General features: G+C 59.5%; 13 protein-coding genes. 2 read left to right on the top strand and 11 right to left on the bottom strand.

What is annotated here, in order from left to right:
• The first annotated feature begins 90 nt into the window (after positions 1 to 90).
• Positions 91 to 1,683: a DNA-binding protein gene (locus tag ACP26L_RS06360; protein WP_426451715.1), complete on the top strand. Its 1,593-nt coding sequence runs from the start codon at positions 91 to 93 to the stop codon at positions 1,681 to 1,683.
• Between the two features lie 371 nt (positions 1,684 to 2,054).
• Here the strand turns inward: ACP26L_RS06360 and ACP26L_RS06355 are convergent, their stop codons facing one another.
• From ACP26L_RS06355 to asnB, 4 genes are all read right to left on the bottom strand, one after another.
• Complete coding sequence (locus ACP26L_RS06355; protein WP_426451714.1) at positions 2,055 to 3,719, bottom strand: putative polysaccharide biosynthesis protein; 1,665 nt, start codon at positions 3,717 to 3,719, stop codon at positions 2,055 to 2,057.
• Between the two features lie 61 nt (positions 3,720 to 3,780).
• Entirely contained in the window at positions 3,781 to 4,263 is a 483-nt protein-coding gene (locus ACP26L_RS06350) for a DUF456 domain-containing protein (RefSeq protein ID WP_426451712.1), read from the bottom strand.
• A gap of 34 nt (positions 4,264 to 4,297) precedes the next feature.
• A complete protein-coding gene (locus ACP26L_RS06345) occupies positions 4,298 to 5,041 on the bottom strand; it encodes a Cof-type HAD-IIB family hydrolase (RefSeq protein ID WP_426451710.1) in 744 nt (247 codons plus the stop codon).
• Positions 5,042 to 5,242: 201 nt separating this feature from the next.
• Positions 5,243 to 7,117, bottom strand: a complete 1,875-nt coding sequence (gene asnB / locus ACP26L_RS06340; protein WP_426451708.1) for an asparagine synthase (glutamine-hydrolyzing) — start codon at positions 7,115 to 7,117, stop codon at positions 5,243 to 5,245.
• A 244-nt stretch (positions 7,118 to 7,361) separates the two neighbouring features.
• Between asnB and ACP26L_RS06335 the strand changes: the two genes are divergently transcribed.
• Positions 7,362 to 8,201, top strand: a complete 840-nt coding sequence (locus ACP26L_RS06335; protein ID WP_426451707.1) for a sugar phosphate isomerase/epimerase family protein — start codon at positions 7,362 to 7,364, stop codon at positions 8,199 to 8,201.
• 624 nt (positions 8,202 to 8,825) lie between these two features.
• On the opposite strand, the gene ACP26L_RS06330 is transcribed toward ACP26L_RS06335, so the two are convergent.
• The 7 genes from ACP26L_RS06330 to ACP26L_RS06300 all read right to left on the bottom strand — a co-directional run bounded on the left by ACP26L_RS06330 (position 8,826) and on the right by ACP26L_RS06300 (position 17,525).
• The gene (locus ACP26L_RS06330) at positions 8,826 to 9,707 is read right to left on the bottom strand and encodes a metal ABC transporter permease (RefSeq protein WP_426451705.1); all 882 of its coding nucleotides are present in this window, start codon (positions 9,705 to 9,707) and stop codon (positions 8,826 to 8,828) included.
• On the bottom strand, positions 9,704 to 10,672 hold the full coding sequence (locus ACP26L_RS06325; RefSeq protein WP_426451704.1) for a metal ABC transporter permease: 969 nt from the start codon (positions 10,670 to 10,672) through the stop codon (positions 9,704 to 9,706). Before ACP26L_RS06325 ends, ACP26L_RS06330 begins: the two co-directional genes overlap by 4 nt.
• Positions 10,673 to 10,677: 5 nt before the next feature.
• Positions 10,678 to 11,445: a metal ABC transporter ATP-binding protein gene (locus ACP26L_RS06320; protein WP_426451702.1), complete on the bottom strand. Its 768-nt coding sequence runs from the start codon at positions 11,443 to 11,445 to the stop codon at positions 10,678 to 10,680.
• 69 nt (positions 11,446 to 11,514) lie between these two features.
• Positions 11,515 to 12,498 carry a metal ABC transporter solute-binding protein, Zn/Mn family gene (locus ACP26L_RS06315; protein ID WP_426451700.1) on the bottom strand — a complete coding sequence of 328 codons (984 nt, stop codon included), beginning with the start codon at positions 12,496 to 12,498 and terminating at the stop codon, positions 11,515 to 11,517.
• Positions 12,499 to 12,695: 197 nt separating this feature from the next.
• Positions 12,696 to 14,750, bottom strand: a complete 2,055-nt coding sequence (locus ACP26L_RS06310) for a peptidoglycan D,D-transpeptidase FtsI family protein (protein WP_426451698.1) — start codon at positions 14,748 to 14,750, stop codon at positions 12,696 to 12,698.
• Between the two features lie 2 nt (positions 14,751 to 14,752).
• Positions 14,753 to 16,792, bottom strand: coding sequence for a peptidoglycan D,D-transpeptidase FtsI family protein (locus ACP26L_RS06305; protein WP_426451697.1), 2,040 nt, complete (start codon positions 16,790 to 16,792; stop codon positions 14,753 to 14,755).
• A gap of 31 nt (positions 16,793 to 16,823) precedes the next feature.
• A complete protein-coding gene (locus ACP26L_RS06300) occupies positions 16,824 to 17,525 on the bottom strand; it encodes an HAD-IA family hydrolase (protein ID WP_426451696.1) in 702 nt (233 codons plus the stop codon).
• Positions 17,526 to 17,608: the final 83 nt, after the last annotated feature.

The following is a 17,608-nucleotide window of genomic DNA, read 5'->3' as shown; positions in this document are numbered from 1 at the left end:
TTAAAACTGCTTCCTCCTCCCGTGTGGTACGATGGACAAAGACAGACATTCTGCTGTAATTATCCAAATGAGTGAAACGTTAGGAGGAAGATGAAGTTGAAGTGGAAAAATACGAAAAGACTGCTGCGCAAGCTCAGCAGCTGGATGATGGCGGGCGGCCTGGCCGCAGCCGTATCGCTGCCTGCGGCAGCACTCGCTGAGGGCCCGGCCGATCCGGCTCCCGTCCTGAACCCCGCCTCCCCGAACGGCAAGAAGGTGCTCTTCGACAATACGCACGGCCAGACGGCCGGCGCCGCGGATTGGGTGATCGACGGCGGCTTCTCCGATTTTGCGAATGCGCTGGCCGGCAAAGGGTATTATGTGAAGGAGCTGCGCAAGTCCACCCCGATCGTACTCAGCGATCTCTCCGGCTATGACGTCGTGGTCATCGGCGAAGCCAACATTCCTTACAAAATCTCCGAACAGTCCGCACTGCTGCAGTATGTGCAGGGCGGCGGCTCGATCTTCTTCATCTCGGACCACTATAACGCGGACCGCAACAAAAACCGCTGGGATGCCTCCGAAGTATTCAACGGCTACCGCCGCGGCGCCTGGACGAACCCGGCCAAGGGCATGGGCACGGAGGAAGCCGCTTCCGCCGCTATGCAGGGTGTGGCCAGCTCCGACTGGCTCGCATCGAACTTCGGCGTGCGGTTCCGCTATAATGCGATCGGCGATGTGACTGCGAACAGCATTGTCGCGCCGTCCCAAGCCTTCGGCATCACCAACGGCGTCTCTACGGTGGCCATGCATGCCGGCTCCACCCTTGCTATCATCGATGGGAATAAAGCCAAGGGTATCGTTTATCTGCCCACGACCACCGCGAAGTGGAGCAATGCTGTGGATCAGGGCGTCTACAACGGCGGCGGCAAAGCCGAAGGGCCTTATGCGGCTGTAGCCAAAGTCGGCGGCGGCAAGGCAGCATTCATCGGCGACTCTTCGCCGGTGGAGGATGCAACGCCGAAGTACAAGCGGGAAGAAACCGGCACGGCGAAGACGACCTATGACGGTTTCAAAGAGCAGAACGACGGCACCCTGCTCGTGAATATGATGAACTGGCTGGCGACCAAGGAGAGCTACATGGCGCTGAACCAGGTGCCGGGCCTGACCCTCGATCAGCCAACCTCTCTCTACAGCTGGGAGGCGCCTTCCGCTTCCACGGAGCCTCAGGCGGAGCCTTGGGCCACTCCGGCCGCCGGCTACAAGTGGTGGGACCCTTCGACGTTCAAGGCAGGCTCCTACGGAGCCGGTACGACCTCGGGCGGCGGCGGCACAACGACGAACCCCTACGGCTTCGTGCATCAGGCGCAGCTGCCGAACAACGCCGTGTTCCAGATCAAGATCGTCCTGAACGGCCTGACGCCGGGCAGTACGGTCTCCGGATATGAACTCGGTATCTACACCAGCTCCGGTACCCAGGTGGTGAAGGTACAGAACAGCAGCGGCACGTGGCCGACATCTTACGGCTACACCTCCATCTCCTCGTTCACGGCCGACTCCAGCGGCCATGCCGAGAAGATCGTGAATGTGCAGATTAATCCCAGCGCCTCGGGCGCGGCCAACCTGCGCCTTCGCCAGAACGGCTCGGCGAAATTCACCGAAGCGGTGACGATCGCCAATGTGCCAGCGGAGCCGCTGCCGTAAGGGAGCCGTAAAGATCAGCACGGCTGTCAAGCGATGCTGCAAGGGAGAAGGCCTGCGATTAGGCGGTGACGGTCCCCGGCAAAGCCAAGAGATGCGCGTGCCAAAGCGAACGAATCAAAATAGCCCCAAACCGTTCCTCTTCCGGAGGAGAACGGCTTGGGGCTTCTTTCTTTGTCACTGCATCTGCGGGTTTGCTGCCGCCCTGGGGTATCGCAGGGCAGCTGAAAGCGGGGATGCCTGAAGGCAGGATCTCTCAGCACCGGGGACCTAATGCCGCTGCCTGGCAGCAGCCTTCCGCCACCCGCGCCATTCGCTGCGTTTGGGGCCGCGGCGGTGCGTGCCGCGCTTCACAGCACGGGCACGCACCGCCGTCAGCCGGTCTGCCCGGACCGTCCAAGCCGGCGCTGCAGCGGCTTCGCCAGCTTCCGCAGCGGTCCCGGCATCCGGTCCAGGTCCTGCAGCGTCATGACGCGCGTCAGGAACAGGAGCAGGATATAGGCCGCCCCAGTGATGGCGCAGACGATTCCCGCCTGCAGGAAGCTGTCCGCCCGCAGATGGCCGAAAGGGTTGACCGCATCGCGGCACAGCACATCCAGCAGGATGCCGATTCCCGCCACGGCGGCCGTGGAGAAGGCCAAGCCCACCCAGCGCCGCAGTCCGAACACCCGGTAGGGCACGGCTCTGCGCAGCACGCTGAGGTTGATCGCGGCCATGACGATAAAGCACAGCGCCGTAGCGGCCACGAGGCCGTAGATGCCGAGAAGCGGGGCCAGCGCGAAGCTCGCTGCGAGCTTGACGGCGATCCCGACCCCGACGCCGGCCATCAGCGGTTTCATCCGGCCCATGCCCATGAGGACGGCCCCGGAGGTCTGCATCACGATCTGGAAGATCGCGGTCACCGTCAGGGCCGCAATGACACCTGGGGCGAATCTATCGTCGATCAGCGTTCCCGCTTCGTTCTCGAAGATGAAGAAGTTCAGCGGCCTGGCGGCCAGCGCAATAACCAGGACGACCGGCAGTCCGGTCAGAATGGACAGCTGCAGCACCTTGCCCGTCTGCTCGGATACCTGCTTCAGATCGTTCTGTGCATATGCCGAGGAGATGATCGGCACGACCGATTGGCTGAGCGCCACGGCCAGTATGATCGGAATGCCAGCCAGCGACTGGGCCTGACCGGTTAGAATGCCGAGCACCCGGCCCGCATCCTCCAAGCCCATCGCCCCCTTAAGCAGCGGGGTGGCGAGCCACGAATCGATCAGGTACACCAGGGTGACCGTGACCGAGAAGATAACGATCGGCACGGACAGGCGGAACAGCTGCTTGTAGATCGTGCCTGCGGTCAGCGCTGCCGCGGCAGCCTTCTGCTCCGGAGGGACGCTGTCGCCCCGCTCCCGGAGATCCTGCCGGCGGAGCTTGCTGCCGTAGTACAGCATGACGGCGAGGGCCGCCACGCCGCCGATCACCCCGCCGAACGAGGCGCCGGCCACCGCATAGACCAGGCCGCGCTCCAGCAGCAGATACGCCAGCGCGACTGAGGTCACGACGCGGAAGATCTGCTCGATCACCTGCGAGATCCCGTTCGGCGTCATCATGCGGCGGCCCTGGAAGTAGCCGCGCATGATCGCGATAACCGGGAACAGCAGCAGGGCGGGAGCGATCGCCCGGATCGCCAGGACCGCCTTCGGCTGCTCGCTGCTTGCCGCGAAGGACGGCGCCACGAACCACAGGATCAAGGCCATGACGATGCCCGCCCCTACGGCAAACTGCAGGGCCGACTTATAGATGCGGTCTGCTTCGGCGTACCGGCCGAGGGCGGTGCGCTCGGAGATCATTTTGCTGAGTGCGCTTGGAATGCCCGCTGTAGCTACGACGAGCAGCACGGAATACAAGTTGAACGCCACCCCGTACGGGGCCATCCCCGCCATGGTGAGCAGCGCGACGAGCGGTATGCGCTGAATCACGCCGAGCGCCCTGGCCACAAGCGCAGCCAGGGACAGGATCAGCGTTCCTTTGACTAACGAATCTTTGGACGACACAAGGTTCCCTTCTTCCCCATGGACCGCTTACTTCGGAGCATTCAGATCCTATCGAATTAGTTTAGAAAACAAGCCAGGCAATGAACAGGACAATCATGAGACCCTGCAGCAGGACCTTCGTCACGAGGCCGGAGAAAAATCCGACCAACGCGCCGACGCCCGCCCGCACCGCCTGCTTCAGCTCGGTGCCGGTCACCAGCTCTCCGATAACCGCTCCGAGGAACGGACCGATGAGCAGGCCCACAACCGGAATCAGGAAGGGGCCGACAATCAGGCCGATCGTGCTGCCGATCACCGAAGCCCGTTTGCCCCCGAACTTCTTAACCCCTACCGCATTCACCGCATAATCGGCCACCATCAGGACCGCCACCAGCGTGGTCTGTACACTCCAGAACCACCAGCCGAACGGCTCCCAGCCGATCATGAAGCCGTAGACGAAGAATGCGGCATAGATGGCCAGGGCTCCCGGGAGAATCGGGTATACGGCACCCGCCATCCCTACCGCGAACAGCAGAACAATGATGATCCAAGCGGCAATCGTCATCTGCGTATCCCCCTTTTTCTATATCACACTCTTTCTAACCGAGCACAAATTCCCGGATAATCTTGGCTACCCCGTGCTCCTCATTGGTAACGGTCACCCGGTCGGCCAGCTTCTTCACTTCCTCCTGGGCATTGCCCATGGCCACTCCCAATCCCGCCGCGCGGATCATGGCGACATCGTTCAGGCTGTCTCCCATGGCGATGACTTCCTTCATGGTGATACCGAGCATGCCGCAGACCTGCTCGAGTCCGCTCGCTTTGCTGATGCCCTTGGGATTCAGCTCCATGTTAAAAGGGTGCGAGTTGGTGATCTCGAGAAGATCCCAGCTCTCGATCTCTTTGCGGATGGCCGCCAGCACTTCCGTGTTCTCCACGTAATAGCCGAATTTGAGCCATTCGTTCTCTTCGATCTCCGCCTCCGATGCCCAGCGGTCTTTATTGTAGATATCGCCGACGCTGTAGGCCCAGAACCAGGTGTCGTACTGGACTGCGAGCTCATGCAGCTTGCGGAGCAGGCCGCGGTCGAGCAGATGGCGCTCATGGAGCACGCCGGGCGACTTCCAGACCTCGCTTCCGTTGACGGTAACGATCGGCGACTTCAGGCCGAGCTCCTCTACATAGGGGAGCGCATTCTGGATGCCCCGTCCGGTGGAAAAAGCCACCGTCACCCCGCGGTCCGTCGCTTCGAGGATGGCCGCCCGGTTTTCTGCGGAGATCGCTTTGTCGTCCGTGAGCAGTGTGCCGTCGAGATCTAATGCTACAAGTTTATAGGCTGGCATGGTTTCCTCCATACGGAGAAGTTCCGTCGGCTGGCTGGGTCGGGATACCGGGAACGGCTCCCGGCAGGATGCCTTCCCGTTCACCCTGCTGCCGGCGGACTTCCTTCTAATTTGATTGAAATGCTGCGGCAGTGCGCAGCCGGGGCCTCATGGCCATACGGGAATGCCTTCGCCAAGCGCGGCTTCAGCCGTTAACCCTGCCTACTGGGCGTGTGCGAGCGAAGGGCTTGGCAGCTCCTCCATATAGGTGCTGTGCCAGAGCGCGAACATATAGACCGTCCAGATGCGGCGGGCGTAATCGCCCTGGCCGCTGCGGTGCGCGGACAGCATGTTCCTCACCGTGTCCATACGGATGTAGTCTTCGATGCCGCTGCCGGCGATCTGTTCCATGATGACATTGCCCTGCGGGCCCTTCATCCAATCGCGCATCGGCACAGGGAAGCCGAGCTTCGGCCGGTTCAGGATGTTGTCCGGGATGATGCCCTCCATCGCCTTGCGGAACACATACTTCGTCGTCCCGCCGGCAATCCGGTGATGCGCCGGGATGCGCCGGGATACTTCATACAGCTCCACGTCGAGGAACGGCACCCGCAGCTCGATCGAGTGCGCCATCGTCATTTTGTCCGCCTTCATCAGAATGTCGCCCGGCATCCACAGGTTCATATCGATGTACTGCATCCGGGAGACCGGGTCGAGGTGACGGCTCTTGTCGTAGAACTTCTTCGCGATCTCCACCGGATTCTTGTAGCTGCGCAGCATCTCGCGGTCGACGCGTACGAGCTCGGCCTTCATGTCCTCGCTGAAAATCTTCGCGTTGCCGAGAAAGCGCTGCTCAAGCGGTGTCGTACCCCGCAGCAGGTAGTTGCGTCCCTTGACGCCTTCGGGCAGCAGACGGGCCAGAGCATTCAGCATCCGCTTCACGGACACGGGCATCCGCTCGATCGGAGCCAGCGAGTTCGGCTCGTTGTAGATCCGGTAACCGCCGAACAGCTCGTCCGCCCCTTCGCCGGAGAGGACGACCGTCACATGCTGGCGTGCCAGCTGTGCCACATGGTAGAGCGCGATCGCCGACGGATCGGCTACCGGCTCATCCTGGTGCCATACCGCCTTCGGCAGTGTGGCGAAGTAGTCCTCCTGCGTGATCACTTTCTCGTAGTGCTCGGTTCCGAGGGCCTGGGCCGTCTGCCGGGCGATGATCGTCTCGTTGTTCGCCCCTTCGAAGCCGACCGAGAAGGTGCGGATCGGCTCGATGCGCCGCATGTGGGCGGCAATCGCAGTGGAGTCGATCCCGCTGGAGAGGAAGCAGCCCCGTTCCACGTCGCTCTGCATGTGGTGGACAACGGAGTCCTGCAGCTTCGCCCGGATCTGCTCGATACACGATTCGAGTGACTGCTCCTGCGGCTCGAGCATGGAATCCCAATACTGGCGGATCTTCATCTCGCCGTCCGCGGTCACCGTGATGCTGTGCCCCGGGGGCAGTTTAAAGATGCCTTCGAACATCGTCGTCGGCTCCGGCACATACTGGAACGTCAAATAGTTGAGGAGGCTCTCCGTGTGGATCGTGCGCTCCACGCCGGCGGCCAGGATGCTCTTGATCTCCGAGCCGAACAGGAACCGGCTGCCGTCCTTGCGGTAATAGAACGGTTTGATGCCGAAGTGGTCCCGTGCGCCGAACAGGCGCTGCTTGCGCTTGTCCCAGATCACGAAGCCGAACATCCCGCGGAGCTGCTTCACGCAGTCCTCGCCGTACTCTTCGTACATATGTACAATAACCTCGGTATCGCTGTGTGTCTTGAACTGATGCCCTTTGGCCTGCAGCGTGTCGCGCAGGTATTTATAGTTATAGATCTCGCCGTTGAACGCGATCCATACCGTGTCATCTTCATTGGCCAGCGGCTGGTGGCCTTCCTTCAGGTCGATGATGGACAGACGGCGAAACCCCAGCCCGATGCGGCTCTCGCTCCAAAATCCGATATCGTCCGGTCCCCGGTGCTCGATACAATCGGTCATGCTCTTCAGCAGGGACGGGGACGGTACGCGGTCCTCAAAATACATCACGCCGGTGATCCCGCACATATGGTGTTTTTCCTCCTCAAGCTGCGGTGTCCGCTAGGCGGCGCGCCGTCAGCGCATACATAATAGTCCGATACAACAGTATACCATATTCGCAGCGTTTTCAGGAAATGGCGCCCTTTTGCACGGGAATGTCGCGATTTCCGAGTAGACAGCCTGCCCCCCGTTCGTTAGAATGGAGGCGCTCAAGGGCTCCCTGTTCGGGGTTGTCCGTATTTATGTACGTGAAAAAAGGAGCGTGTTCTTCATGATCAAAGGACTTACACGGGCGGGACTCGGCCAGACGCCTTCCCTGCCGGAATTCGTCTCGCTGGCTTCCCGCTTTGGGTTCGGCGCCGTTGACGCCGCCGGTTCGGAGCTTCAAGAGTGGATCGAATCCGCTGGAACCGAAGGGGTTCTGCAGGCGCTGCAGGAGCAGGGCGTCATCATCGGTGCGATCGGCTTGTCCCCGGAATGGAGACAGACGGAGGACGTGTTTCGCGCCGGCCTCCCTCGTCTCGTGAAGGACGCGGAAGCGGCCGCCAAGCTCGGGGTGACAAGCTGCTGCACCTATGTGCTGCCGTCCATCGACTATCCGGCGGCTCACTTCATGGCGGTGGCCACCCGCAGGATGCGGACCTGCGCCGAGATCCTGGGCGCTTACGGCATCCGCCTCGGCCTCGAGTTCGTCGGCCCGCATCATCTGCGCACCCGCTGGAAGCATCCGTTCATCTGGACAGCCGAGGAGACCCTCGACTGGATCGACGCGATCGGCTGCAGCAACGTAGGCCTGCTGTACGACGCCTTTCACTGGTACACGACCGGCGGCACGATAGAGGATATCCGGAAGCTACGTGCGGACCAGATCGTGCATGTGCATCTCAACGACGCCAAGGACGTGCCGCTGGCCGAGGTGCTCGATAATGACCGCGTGTACCCCGGCGAGGGCGTGATCGATCTGGCGGCCTTCCTGCAGGGGCTGCAGGAGATCGGGTACCGGGGCGTGGTGGCGCAGGAGATCCTGACGCCGCAGCCGCCGGCCGAGCCGGTGGAGGAGCTGCTCGCGCGGTCGCGGGACGGCTACGCGAAGGTTTGGGGACGCTCGTAGAAGGCTCGTAGTACCCTTTTTGAGATGCTCGTAGTACCCTTTTTGCGTTCCGTTGGTGGCTCGTAGTACCCTTTTTGCGTTCCGTTGAGCTTCGCTCAAAGGTCACTTTCAAAAAGGGTATACGTCGCTGGGTAGGGAAAGGCGCAAGGGCAAAAGCAAAAAACAACAGCAAGAGCAAAAGCAAGAGCAAAAGAGCAAAAGAGCAAAAGAGCAAGAGCAAAAGCCCCTTTCCCAATGGTTAGGTAGGGGCTGATTGGAAGACAAAATTGCTCCTGCTGGCTATGGGACCGGACTCCCTGCGAGGACAAAAAATAGAGGAACTCCGATGCGTTATGGGCCTCAACGGAAGGGCGATTTCAAGTTTAGCGGAACTGATATTCGCTATTTTGATGAAAGAGACCGCTTTTCGTCGAATCAGAAGCCGATAAGGAATCCCAGTTCCGTTAATCGCCGGGAAATCACGGGAAATATCCGAATAAGATCTCTCCGTTCCTCTATTTCATGAGTGGTGTCATGGAAGCCATGCAGGGCCAGCCTCGCAATCGCAACTTTAGCAATAAAAAGCTCCTTCTCATCTACGGGAAGGAGCTTTTTAGCGGCTGCGTGCCAATACTCCGGCCTGATTCAAGCCATGCGGGCGGCACTGCGCTTCTGACGCCACTTGCGGATGAGGACGCCGTGCGAGGGGGAGAAGAGCAGCGCCAGGACGAACAGGACGCCGGCCATGGTGATCATGCAGCCCGCGATCGAAGCGTCCAGCGCGACGGAGACATAGTACCCGGAGACCGCGCTGAGGATGCCGATGCCCATGCTGTAAAAGATCATGCGGCTGAGCACCTCGGTCAGCAGGTAAGCGGTAGCGGCGGGGACGACGAGCATGCCCACGACGAGGATCGCCCCTACGCTCTCGAAGGAGGCCACCGTGGTCACGGAGACGAGGCCCATCAGCAGGTAGTGGAACAGCGCCACCGGGATACCGACGGCGGCCGCCATAGCGGGATCGAACGCGCAGATTTTGAACTGCTTGTAGAATACGCCGATGAGCACCACGCTCAGTGTCAGGACAAGACCCAGCGCCCATACGGCCTTGGGGCCGATCTCCGTGCCGCCCACCTGAAGCGTCTCCCAGGGGACGGCGATGATCTCGCCGTAGAGCACGCAGTCCAGATCAAGATCGACCTGGCGCGTGTACAAAGAAACGAGCAGAACGCCTAAGGCAAACAGAGCCGTAAAGACGACACCGATCGACGCGTCGGACTGGACGCCGCTCTGGTGAAACCACTGGATGAGGAACACGGTCACGAGCCCAATGACCGATGCGCCCAGCATCATGAACAGCGATTCACGCGAGCCGCTGAGGAGGAACGCGATGACGATGCCCGGTAAAACCGAGTGCGAGATCGCGTCCCCAATCATCGCCATGCGGCGAAGCACGAGAAAGCAGCCGAGTATGCTGCAGGAACAGGCGACGAGACAGGCTGTAAGAATAATCCAAAAGTCATTCACGGGGTTCCCTCCTCTCCCGCTGCGGATGCCGGATGCTGCACGCTGTGAAGCTGCGCCTGAGGTCTCAGTCCGCGGACAACATCCTTCTTCACCGCGGTGCGCTCCAGCAGCTTGGCCACGAGCCCCCGCCGGGGAGCGAACAGCACGGACACCACGAACAGCGCCGTTGCCGACAGTACGCTGAGCGGACCGGTCGGCAGATTGTTGGCCGCCCCGCTGATCCAGGTGCCGAGGAAGCCGCTCACCGCGCCGAAGGCGCCGGATAAAGCGACCATGACTCCCAGCCGCTCGGTCCAGTAGCGGGCCGACACGGCCGGAGTGATCAGCAGCGCGGACATGAGCACGACGCCCACGGTCTGAATGCCCACGACCACCGCTACCACGATCAGGAACATCATGAACTGGTCGAGGAAAGCGACCGGCAGTCCGATGCCCTTCGCAAAGCCCTGGTCAAAGCTCAGCAGCTTGAACTCCTTGAAGAGCAGCGAGCAGACCAGCACGAGCAGCACGGCAACGATGGCCATGGTGACCACATCCTTGAACACCATGGAGGCCGCCTGCCCGAACAGGAACTTGTCGAGCCCGCTTTGGTTGCCGCTGCTCCCATGCTGAATCTTCGTAAGCAGAACGATGCCGAGGCCGAAAAAAACGGAGAGCACAATCCCGAGCGCCGAATCCTGCTTGATCCGGGTATGGCGCGTGACGTAGCCGATGCCGAACGTGGCGATCAGCCCTGCGGCCACAGCGCCGATCAGGAAGAAGAAGATCGACTTCGTGCCGGTAAGCATGAAGGCGATACAGACGCCCGGCAGAGCGGCATGAGCCAGCGCATCCCCCATTAGGCTCTGCTTGCGCAGGTAAGCGAAGCTGCCGAGCACGCCGCTGCTCAGTCCGAGCAGCATGCTGCCCAGCAGAATCCACTGGGCGTTCGGGTCGCGGAACATCTCGAAGAGCAGTGTCAGCATGGCGGTCACCTCGCCGAGACGATGACGGCGTCATCGTCCCTGTCGAGCAGCCCGAGCCGGCCGCCGTAGGTGCGCTGCAGATGCTCCTTGGTAAACCACTCGCCGACCGGACCGATCCCCATGAGCTCCACGTTCAGCAGCAGAATCCAATCGAAGTACTCCTTGACGGTGGCCAGATCATGGTGGACGACCAGCACGGTCTTGCCCTGCTTCTTAAGCTCATTCAGCAGCGTGATGATCGCCTTCTCCGTAGCCGCATCCACGCCGACGAACGGCTCATCCATGAAATACAGCCGGGCATCCTGCGCCAGCGCCCGCGCCAGGAATATCCGCTGCTGCTGCCCGCCGGAGAGCTGCGAGATCTGCCGCCCCGCGAAGTCGGCCATGCCGACCTTCTCGAGGCAGTCCATCGCAAGGCCCCGCTCTTTCGCCCCCGGCCGCTTGAACCAGCCTAGATGGCCGTAGCGGCCCATCATGACGACGTCGAGAGCCGAGGTCGGGAAATCCCAATCCACCGATTCGCGCTGCGGCACGTAACCGATTAGCTTTCTTTGTTCGGCATAAGGCCTGCCATAGATCGATACTTCGCCGGTAACGCGCGGGATCAGGCCCAGGACTGCTTTGATCAGGGTCGATTTGCCCGCCCCGTTCGGGCCGACGATCCCGATCAGCTTGCCCTCCGGGATCTCAAACCCCACATCCCGCAGCACCGGCTTCTTCTGGTAGGCTACCGTCAAGCCTGCAACCGACAATGGTGACAACGACGCTCCCATAACACTTCAACTCCTCTTCCTGGCCGGCGCCCCTACGGCGCCATCTCTATGTTTATTCGCCCGGCTCCGCTACTTCAGAGCTTTGACGATCGTGTCGACATTATGCCGCACCATGCCTAAGTACGTACCCTCGGCCGTTCCTTCTTCGCCCATCGCATCGGAGAACAGCTCTCCGCCGATCTTAATCTCATGCCCCTGCTTCCTGGCCCCTTCGATCATCGCCTCGATGGATTTCTTCGGGACGCTAGACTCGACGAAGACGGCCTTGATCTGGTTCTGAACCAGATAGTCCCGCAGATCGATCACGTCCTTGGAGCCCGGCTCCGATGCGGTCGAGATGCCCTGCAGGCCCATGACCTTGATGCCGTACGCGTCACCGAAGTATCCGAATGCGTCGTGTGCCGTCACGAGAACCCGCTGCCCCTCGGGAATGGAAGCGATCTGCTCTTTGGCGTAGGTATCCAGCTCTTTGAGCTTCGCTAGGTACGCCTCCGCATTCTTCTTGTAATCCTCTGCGTGGGCCGCGTCCAGCTTGGAGAGTTCGTCCCTCACCGTCTCCGTCGCCGTCATCCAGTGCTTGACATCGAACCAGATATGCGGGTCATGCGAGGCCGTACCGTCATCCATGCTCCGCAGCTTCGATTCCGGTATATTCTTGGAGACCGCTACCGTCGGCCTCGATTTCTGCATGTTCTCGAAGATCTCGACCATTTTGCCCTCAAGGTGCAGGCCGTTATATAGAATGAGATCGGCCTGCTCCAGCTTCTTGACATCCCCCTGAGAAGCTTTATACAGATGGGGGTCGACCCCAGACTTCATCAGCCCCGTCACTTCCACATGCTCTCCGCCGACCTCGCGCGCAATATCCGCAATCATGCCGATGGTCGCCGTTATTTTTACTTTGCCGGACACGCCGGTTTGAGCGGCTTCATCCCTACCGCAGGCGGTAAGGCCCGCAGCCAGCCCCAGGAACAGAATCGTCATGATGAACCGTTTCCATGAGGATGGCAGAGGTTTCTTCGATTTCACGGCCTTCGCTCCAATCTTAGTCATAGTATTAGTCCTCCAAGTATATGTTGCCAAAAAGTTGTCTTAGTCCTTAATTGTTGTACTCGATTATGATTGTTGTACTGGACAATGATTATTGCCTTCCCGACTATATTTTTATTATATACAAATAAGTTTCCCTTGTGCAACAATTTTCTTAAATAAAGAAAGCCTCCCGCTGGGGAGGCTTCTGCCGTGTACCGCTATGGAGTGGTTACCGGTGTTTTGGGGCCTTTGGGCTTATCGCTCAAGCCGTAATATTGATCATAGGCATCAAAAATCTTGCGTGCGATCGGTGCCGCGCCGTAGGAGCCAAAGCCGCCTTCAGGCACAACGACCGCTACAGCCAGCTTCGGATCCTCAATCGGCGCGAAGGCGATAAAGACGGCGTTATCGATCTCCTTGCCGCCGGCCACCCGCTGGGTAGAGGTACCGGTTTTGCGGGCAAGCGTATAAGGGAAGTCATCGAAGCCCTGCACGCCGACCTTAGCCATCCCTCTGATGACCGCATCCCAATACGTTTTGGGGAACTCCGTTTTGTCCAGCACGACCTTCTCGTTGAATTCCTTGACGAGCTGCCCCTCATAGGTCTCGATCCGGTCCACGAGCAGCGGCTTAAGCCGCTCCCCTTTCGTAGCCAGCGTTGTCACATACTGTGCCAGCTGCAGGGTCGTGTACTTCTCGTTCTGGCCCCAGGAGGCGAATACCATCCGCTGCTGGACGGATTCCTTGGTATTGCTCTCGAATTCGCTGAGTCCCGCATATTCTCTCGGGAGCCCGCTGCCTGTCAGAACCCCCAGACCGAATTTGGCCAGGTAGTCTTTCCAGATCGTTACGGCTTCCGTACCTTTGCGGCGGTGCAGCTCATGGCCGATCATCGCCGACATGAAGGTGTTGGAAGAGTGCCAAATGGCATCCGTGGCATTAATCGGGCCCCAGGCCGCGCCGTCCGAGTTAGAAAGCCTTGCGTTGTTGTCCTTCCCGTACGTGAAGACGCCCGTATCATGATAGATCGTATTTGTAGTGAACAACCCTTCATTGAGCCCGATCAGCACGGAAAGCGGTTTGACGACCGACCCCATATAGACGATGGATGTCGGATGGTATTTCAGTTTGTCTTCGGGATAGTCCGGATAAGCCGTCGTGATCGTCCCGTTATTGATCTTGGACTGAATCTCGGCATATTTTTCATTCGAGATCGGTCCCGACCAGACCTTCGGGTCGTAATCCGGCATGCTCGCCATCGTAACGACTTTACCTGTCTTGACTTCGATAGCCACCGCATAGCCCGCTACGGCATTCGAGCCTTTGGCCGCATAACGGTTGGACCGGGCAGGGCCTTTCAGCCAGGCGAGATGATCCATAATCGCCTTTTCGGTAGCAAGCTGAACGTTCCGGTCGATGGTCAGGTACAAGTTGTTCCCCTTGGTCGGGGCGGTGACATCGACCTTGCCGATGATTTTGTGGGCGGCGTTCACGGGATAGGTCTTGAATCCGTTCTTGCCCCGGAGCTCCTCCTGGTACAGGTACTCGATCCCGTCATATCCTACGTATTCCGTATCGAGGTATCCATCGGTTTTCGTTTTGTCTTTGTAGAGATCCAGGTTCAGGTTGGACGCGCGGGCTCTGGAGAACTGCCGCATGTATCCAATGAGCTGGACTGCCGGCGTGTTCTCATAATCGTACTGGCGGATGCTCTCCTCCATGATCTCCAGCCATTTGAGCTCGTCACGATGCTCCATCAGATAAGCAATCTCTTCCTGGGAAAGGTCGGTCTTCAGCCTCCGCGGTACGGAATAATAGCTCGGCGCATCATTTGTTTTCTGCTTGTTGAGATCGTAGCCTACATCCATCTCGATGATGATTTCTTCCGCGGTAGGCTGCTTCTCTCCTGGGCGCCCGTACAAGGAGAAAATCCTTGCCAGCTCCTGCGCCAGAGCCACGACCTCGTCCTTCGGCTGGTTCTGCTCGATCCGGAAGTACAGCGACTGCGTGGAGGTCGTATAAGCCAGCGGCACCTTCTGCCGGTCATAAATGTTCCCGCGGATCGGGGCAATCGGCGTGTTCGCTTTGTTGATGTCTTCTTTCTCCGCCTTCAGTTCTTTCCCCTCGACGAATTGGAGCATCGCAAGGCGCACGATCAGGACGGAGAACAGGAAGAACGTGAAGAAGAAGAACAGATTGATACGTAGGGTAAAATGGCGGCGTTTCGACGTTTCCTGTTTCGTCGGATCTTCCATCTCGATCGGCTTTTTCATCCTTACTGCGGCTCCTTTCCTGCAGGGACCTTCGGCGTGCCGTAAAGTCCTATGCGTTCATTGTAAGCATCAAAAATCTTCCTGGCAATAGGCGCGGCGCCGTAAGCGCCATACCCGCCTTCCGGCACGACGACCGCCACGGCAAGCTTCGGCTTCTCCGCAGGCGCGTAAGCGATGAAGACGGCATTCTCCAGGCTCTTGCCGGCTACCGACATCTGGGAGGTGCCCGTCTTGGCGGCTACGGTATAATCCGCTTCGCTGCCTTCGAAGCCGGTCTTCGATACCTTGAGCATCCCCTGGTGAATGACATTCCAATATTCTTCGGGGAACGTTTCCTGGCCGAGGACCTCCGGCTGGATTTCCTTGACCACCTGCTTGTTGTCATACGTGACGATCCGGTCTACGAAGAGGGGCTTCAACCGTTTGCCCTTATTCGCGAGCATCGCCGTGTACTGGGCCAGCTGGAGGGCGGTATACCGGCCCTGCTGGCCGAACGAGGCCTGGACAAGCGCCGCCTGCGTACTGGCCTGCTTGACCGTATCGTAATAATAGATATCGCCCGGGCTCTCGCCGGGAAGATCGCTTCCGGTCCTGATGCCGAGACCAAACTTCTTCATGTATTGATCCCATACGTCGAGCGGGCTGCCGCCCCGGTTGTAGAGCCGCTCGCCGATCATCGCCGCCATGAACGTATTCGACGATACCTCGATGGCCTTCGACGCATTGATGGGGCCGTTGGCCTTGAAGCCCGAGTTGTTCACCCGGCTCTTGTCCTTCCCGTAGGTATAGGTGCCGGTGTCATTGTAGGTCTCATACGGTGCGAACAGCTTCTCGTTCAGTCCGAGAAGTACGGTCAGCGGCTTGATCGTAGAGCCCAGCGGCACCAGCGAAGGCGGGTGCTTGCTGATTTCCTTCTCCGGCACATCCGCGCACCGTTCCCGGATCGCCCCGTTAAGATACCGGCAGCGGATCTCGTTCCACTCCGTACCCGATACCCCGCCATGCCATACGTTCGGGTCGTAATCGGGCATGGAGGCCATCGCCATCACCTTGCCGGTATCCACTTCCATGGCTACCGCATAGCCCGCAACGGCTTCACGCCCTTGTGCCAGGACGGAACCGCCCGAGGCTCTCTTCATCGCCGTCAGGTGCTCCGTGACCGCATCCTCAGCCGCCTGCTGCACCTCCCGGTCCATCGAGAGAATCAGGTTGTTCCCCTTGACCGGAGGTGTCAGCGTATAGGGACCGGTAATCTTCTGAGCGGCGTTGATCGGGTAGGATTTGGTCCCGTTCTTGCCCCGGAGCTCTTCCTGGTACAGATATTCCAGCCCGTCATAGCCGACGTATTCGTCGCCGAGGTATTCATCCTTCTTATCCCGGTAGGTACTGAGGTAGGAGTTCTCCACGTTGACTGCCGCCGAGAAAGGCCGAAGATACCCGATGAGCTGCACGGCCAGGTTCCGGTCGTCGTAGACCCTTGCGCTTTCCTCGGTGACCTCAAGCCACTTCAGCTCGTCCCGGTGCTCCAGCACATAGGCGATCTCGTTGGCCGTCAGATCCGATTTGATGCGCCGCGGCATATAGGAATAGCCGTTGATCTTGGTTTCCTTCTTGTTGATGTCGAAGCCGACATCCATCCGCTCCACGATCTCGGCCGCTGTCAGCGGCTTGACGTTCGGGCCGCCGTAAGACGCGAAGATCTTCTCCAGCTCGCCCGCCAGCGCGATGATCTCATCCATCCGCTCGGAGAGATCGCCTTCGGTAATGCGGAAGAAAAGCGACTGTGTCGACACCGTATAAGCCAGCGGAGCCCCGTTGCGGTCGAAGATATTCCCCCGGATCGGCGCGATCGGTGTCGAGCTCTCGGTGAACTCCGTCTCCGCCTGCTTGAGCTCCGCCCCCTGGACAAACTGGAGCATCGCAAGCCTTACAACCAGAATGGAGAACAGCACGAAAACAGCAAAAAACAGCAGATTCATCCGCGTCCGCCGCGAATCCCAGGGACGCTTGCCCGGCTCCTTTGTTCGGAATAATGTATTCATCAGTTCAGCAACCTCTTGTTTTGTACAAATTTTACAGGTCCAGCAGCTCCCTCAGGGAACGAATGCCCTCCCCGGTATGATAGTCATAGCGGAGAATTTTGAGTGCATCCATGCCGACCTGGTTCGGAGCCCAGACGTCGTTGATGTCATGGTCCCCCACATAGAGCACGTCGGAAGGGTGCAGACCCGCTTCTTTCAAAGCCAGTGTGAAGATGGCCGGATCCGGCTTCTCGAGTCCCGCCAGCGTGGAGACCACCACCGGATCAAAATAGTGACGGATGCCTTTGCTCTCCAAGATGGCCGGCAGCGTCGGGGCAAAGTTCGAGATCACGCCCAGCCGTAAACCGCGGGCCTGCAGCGACGCCAGCACCTCCTGCACATCTTCGAAGAGAGAATAGTGCTCAGGCGAGGTGAACAGATCGTACAGCTCATGACAGCAGGCATGCACCTGTTCCCGGGTCCACTTCCGTTCTTCCACGCCCAGATGCTCGAGAATATAGCCATAGAGCTTCATCCAGAACTGCCTGTCGGACTCCGGCGTGCACGCCTCGAAAGCTCCGACCTCTTTGCCATAATAAAATAGACGAAAGGCCTCCGTAAAAAGTTCGCCGATCCGGGCTTCCCCGGGATGAAAATCACGGGCGGCGAGAAACTGCCCCATGATCACCTGGGCTGCCGGAATGGTCAGCAGCGTATCGCCCACATCGAAGAACACCGCTTTATACTCATCCAAACGTTTGCTTAGTGCCAACCGAACGCACCTGACCTTTCTTTGTGCCGTTTTTCAGTGTACCACAAAACCATGGCAGGTTAAAA

Source organism: Paenibacillus sp. S-38 (genome assembly GCF_049942825.1).
In the GTDB taxonomy this organism is placed as follows: Bacteria; Bacillota; Bacilli; order Paenibacillales; family NBRC-103111; genus Paenibacillus_G.
The sequence above is the reverse complement of the archived record's forward strand: the minus strand, read 5'-3'. Positions and strand labels throughout refer to the sequence as shown.

Excerpts from the sequence above, each read along its gene's own strand:
- ACP26L_RS06305 (WP_426451697.1), bottom strand. The coding sequence starts at position 16,792 with ATGAATACATTATTCCGAACAAAGGAGCCGGGCAAGCGTCCCTGGGAT.
- ACP26L_RS06345 (WP_426451710.1), bottom strand. The coding sequence starts at position 5,041 with ATGCCAGCCTATAAACTTGTAGCATTAGATCTCGACGGCACACTGCTC.
- ACP26L_RS06320 (WP_426451702.1), bottom strand. The coding sequence starts at position 11,445 with ATGGGAGCGTCGTTGTCACCATTGTCGGTTGCAGGCTTGACGGTAGCC.
- ACP26L_RS06360 (WP_426451715.1), top strand. The coding sequence starts at position 91 with ATGAAGTTGAAGTGGAAAAATACGAAAAGACTGCTGCGCAAGCTCAGC.
- asnB (WP_426451708.1), bottom strand. The coding sequence starts at position 7,117 with ATGTGCGGGATCACCGGCGTGATGTATTTTGAGGACCGCGTACCGTCC.
- ACP26L_RS06310 (WP_426451698.1), bottom strand. The coding sequence starts at position 14,750 with ATGAAAAAGCCGATCGAGATGGAAGATCCGACGAAACAGGAAACGTCG.
- ACP26L_RS06335 (WP_426451707.1), top strand. The coding sequence starts at position 7,362 with ATGATCAAAGGACTTACACGGGCGGGACTCGGCCAGACGCCTTCCCTG.
- ACP26L_RS06315 (WP_426451700.1), bottom strand. The coding sequence starts at position 12,498 with ATGACTAAGATTGGAGCGAAGGCCGTGAAATCGAAGAAACCTCTGCCA.
- ACP26L_RS06350 (WP_426451712.1), bottom strand. The coding sequence starts at position 4,263 with ATGACGATTGCCGCTTGGATCATCATTGTTCTGCTGTTCGCGGTAGGG.
- ACP26L_RS06325 (WP_426451704.1), bottom strand. The coding sequence starts at position 10,672 with ATGCTGACACTGCTCTTCGAGATGTTCCGCGACCCGAACGCCCAGTGG.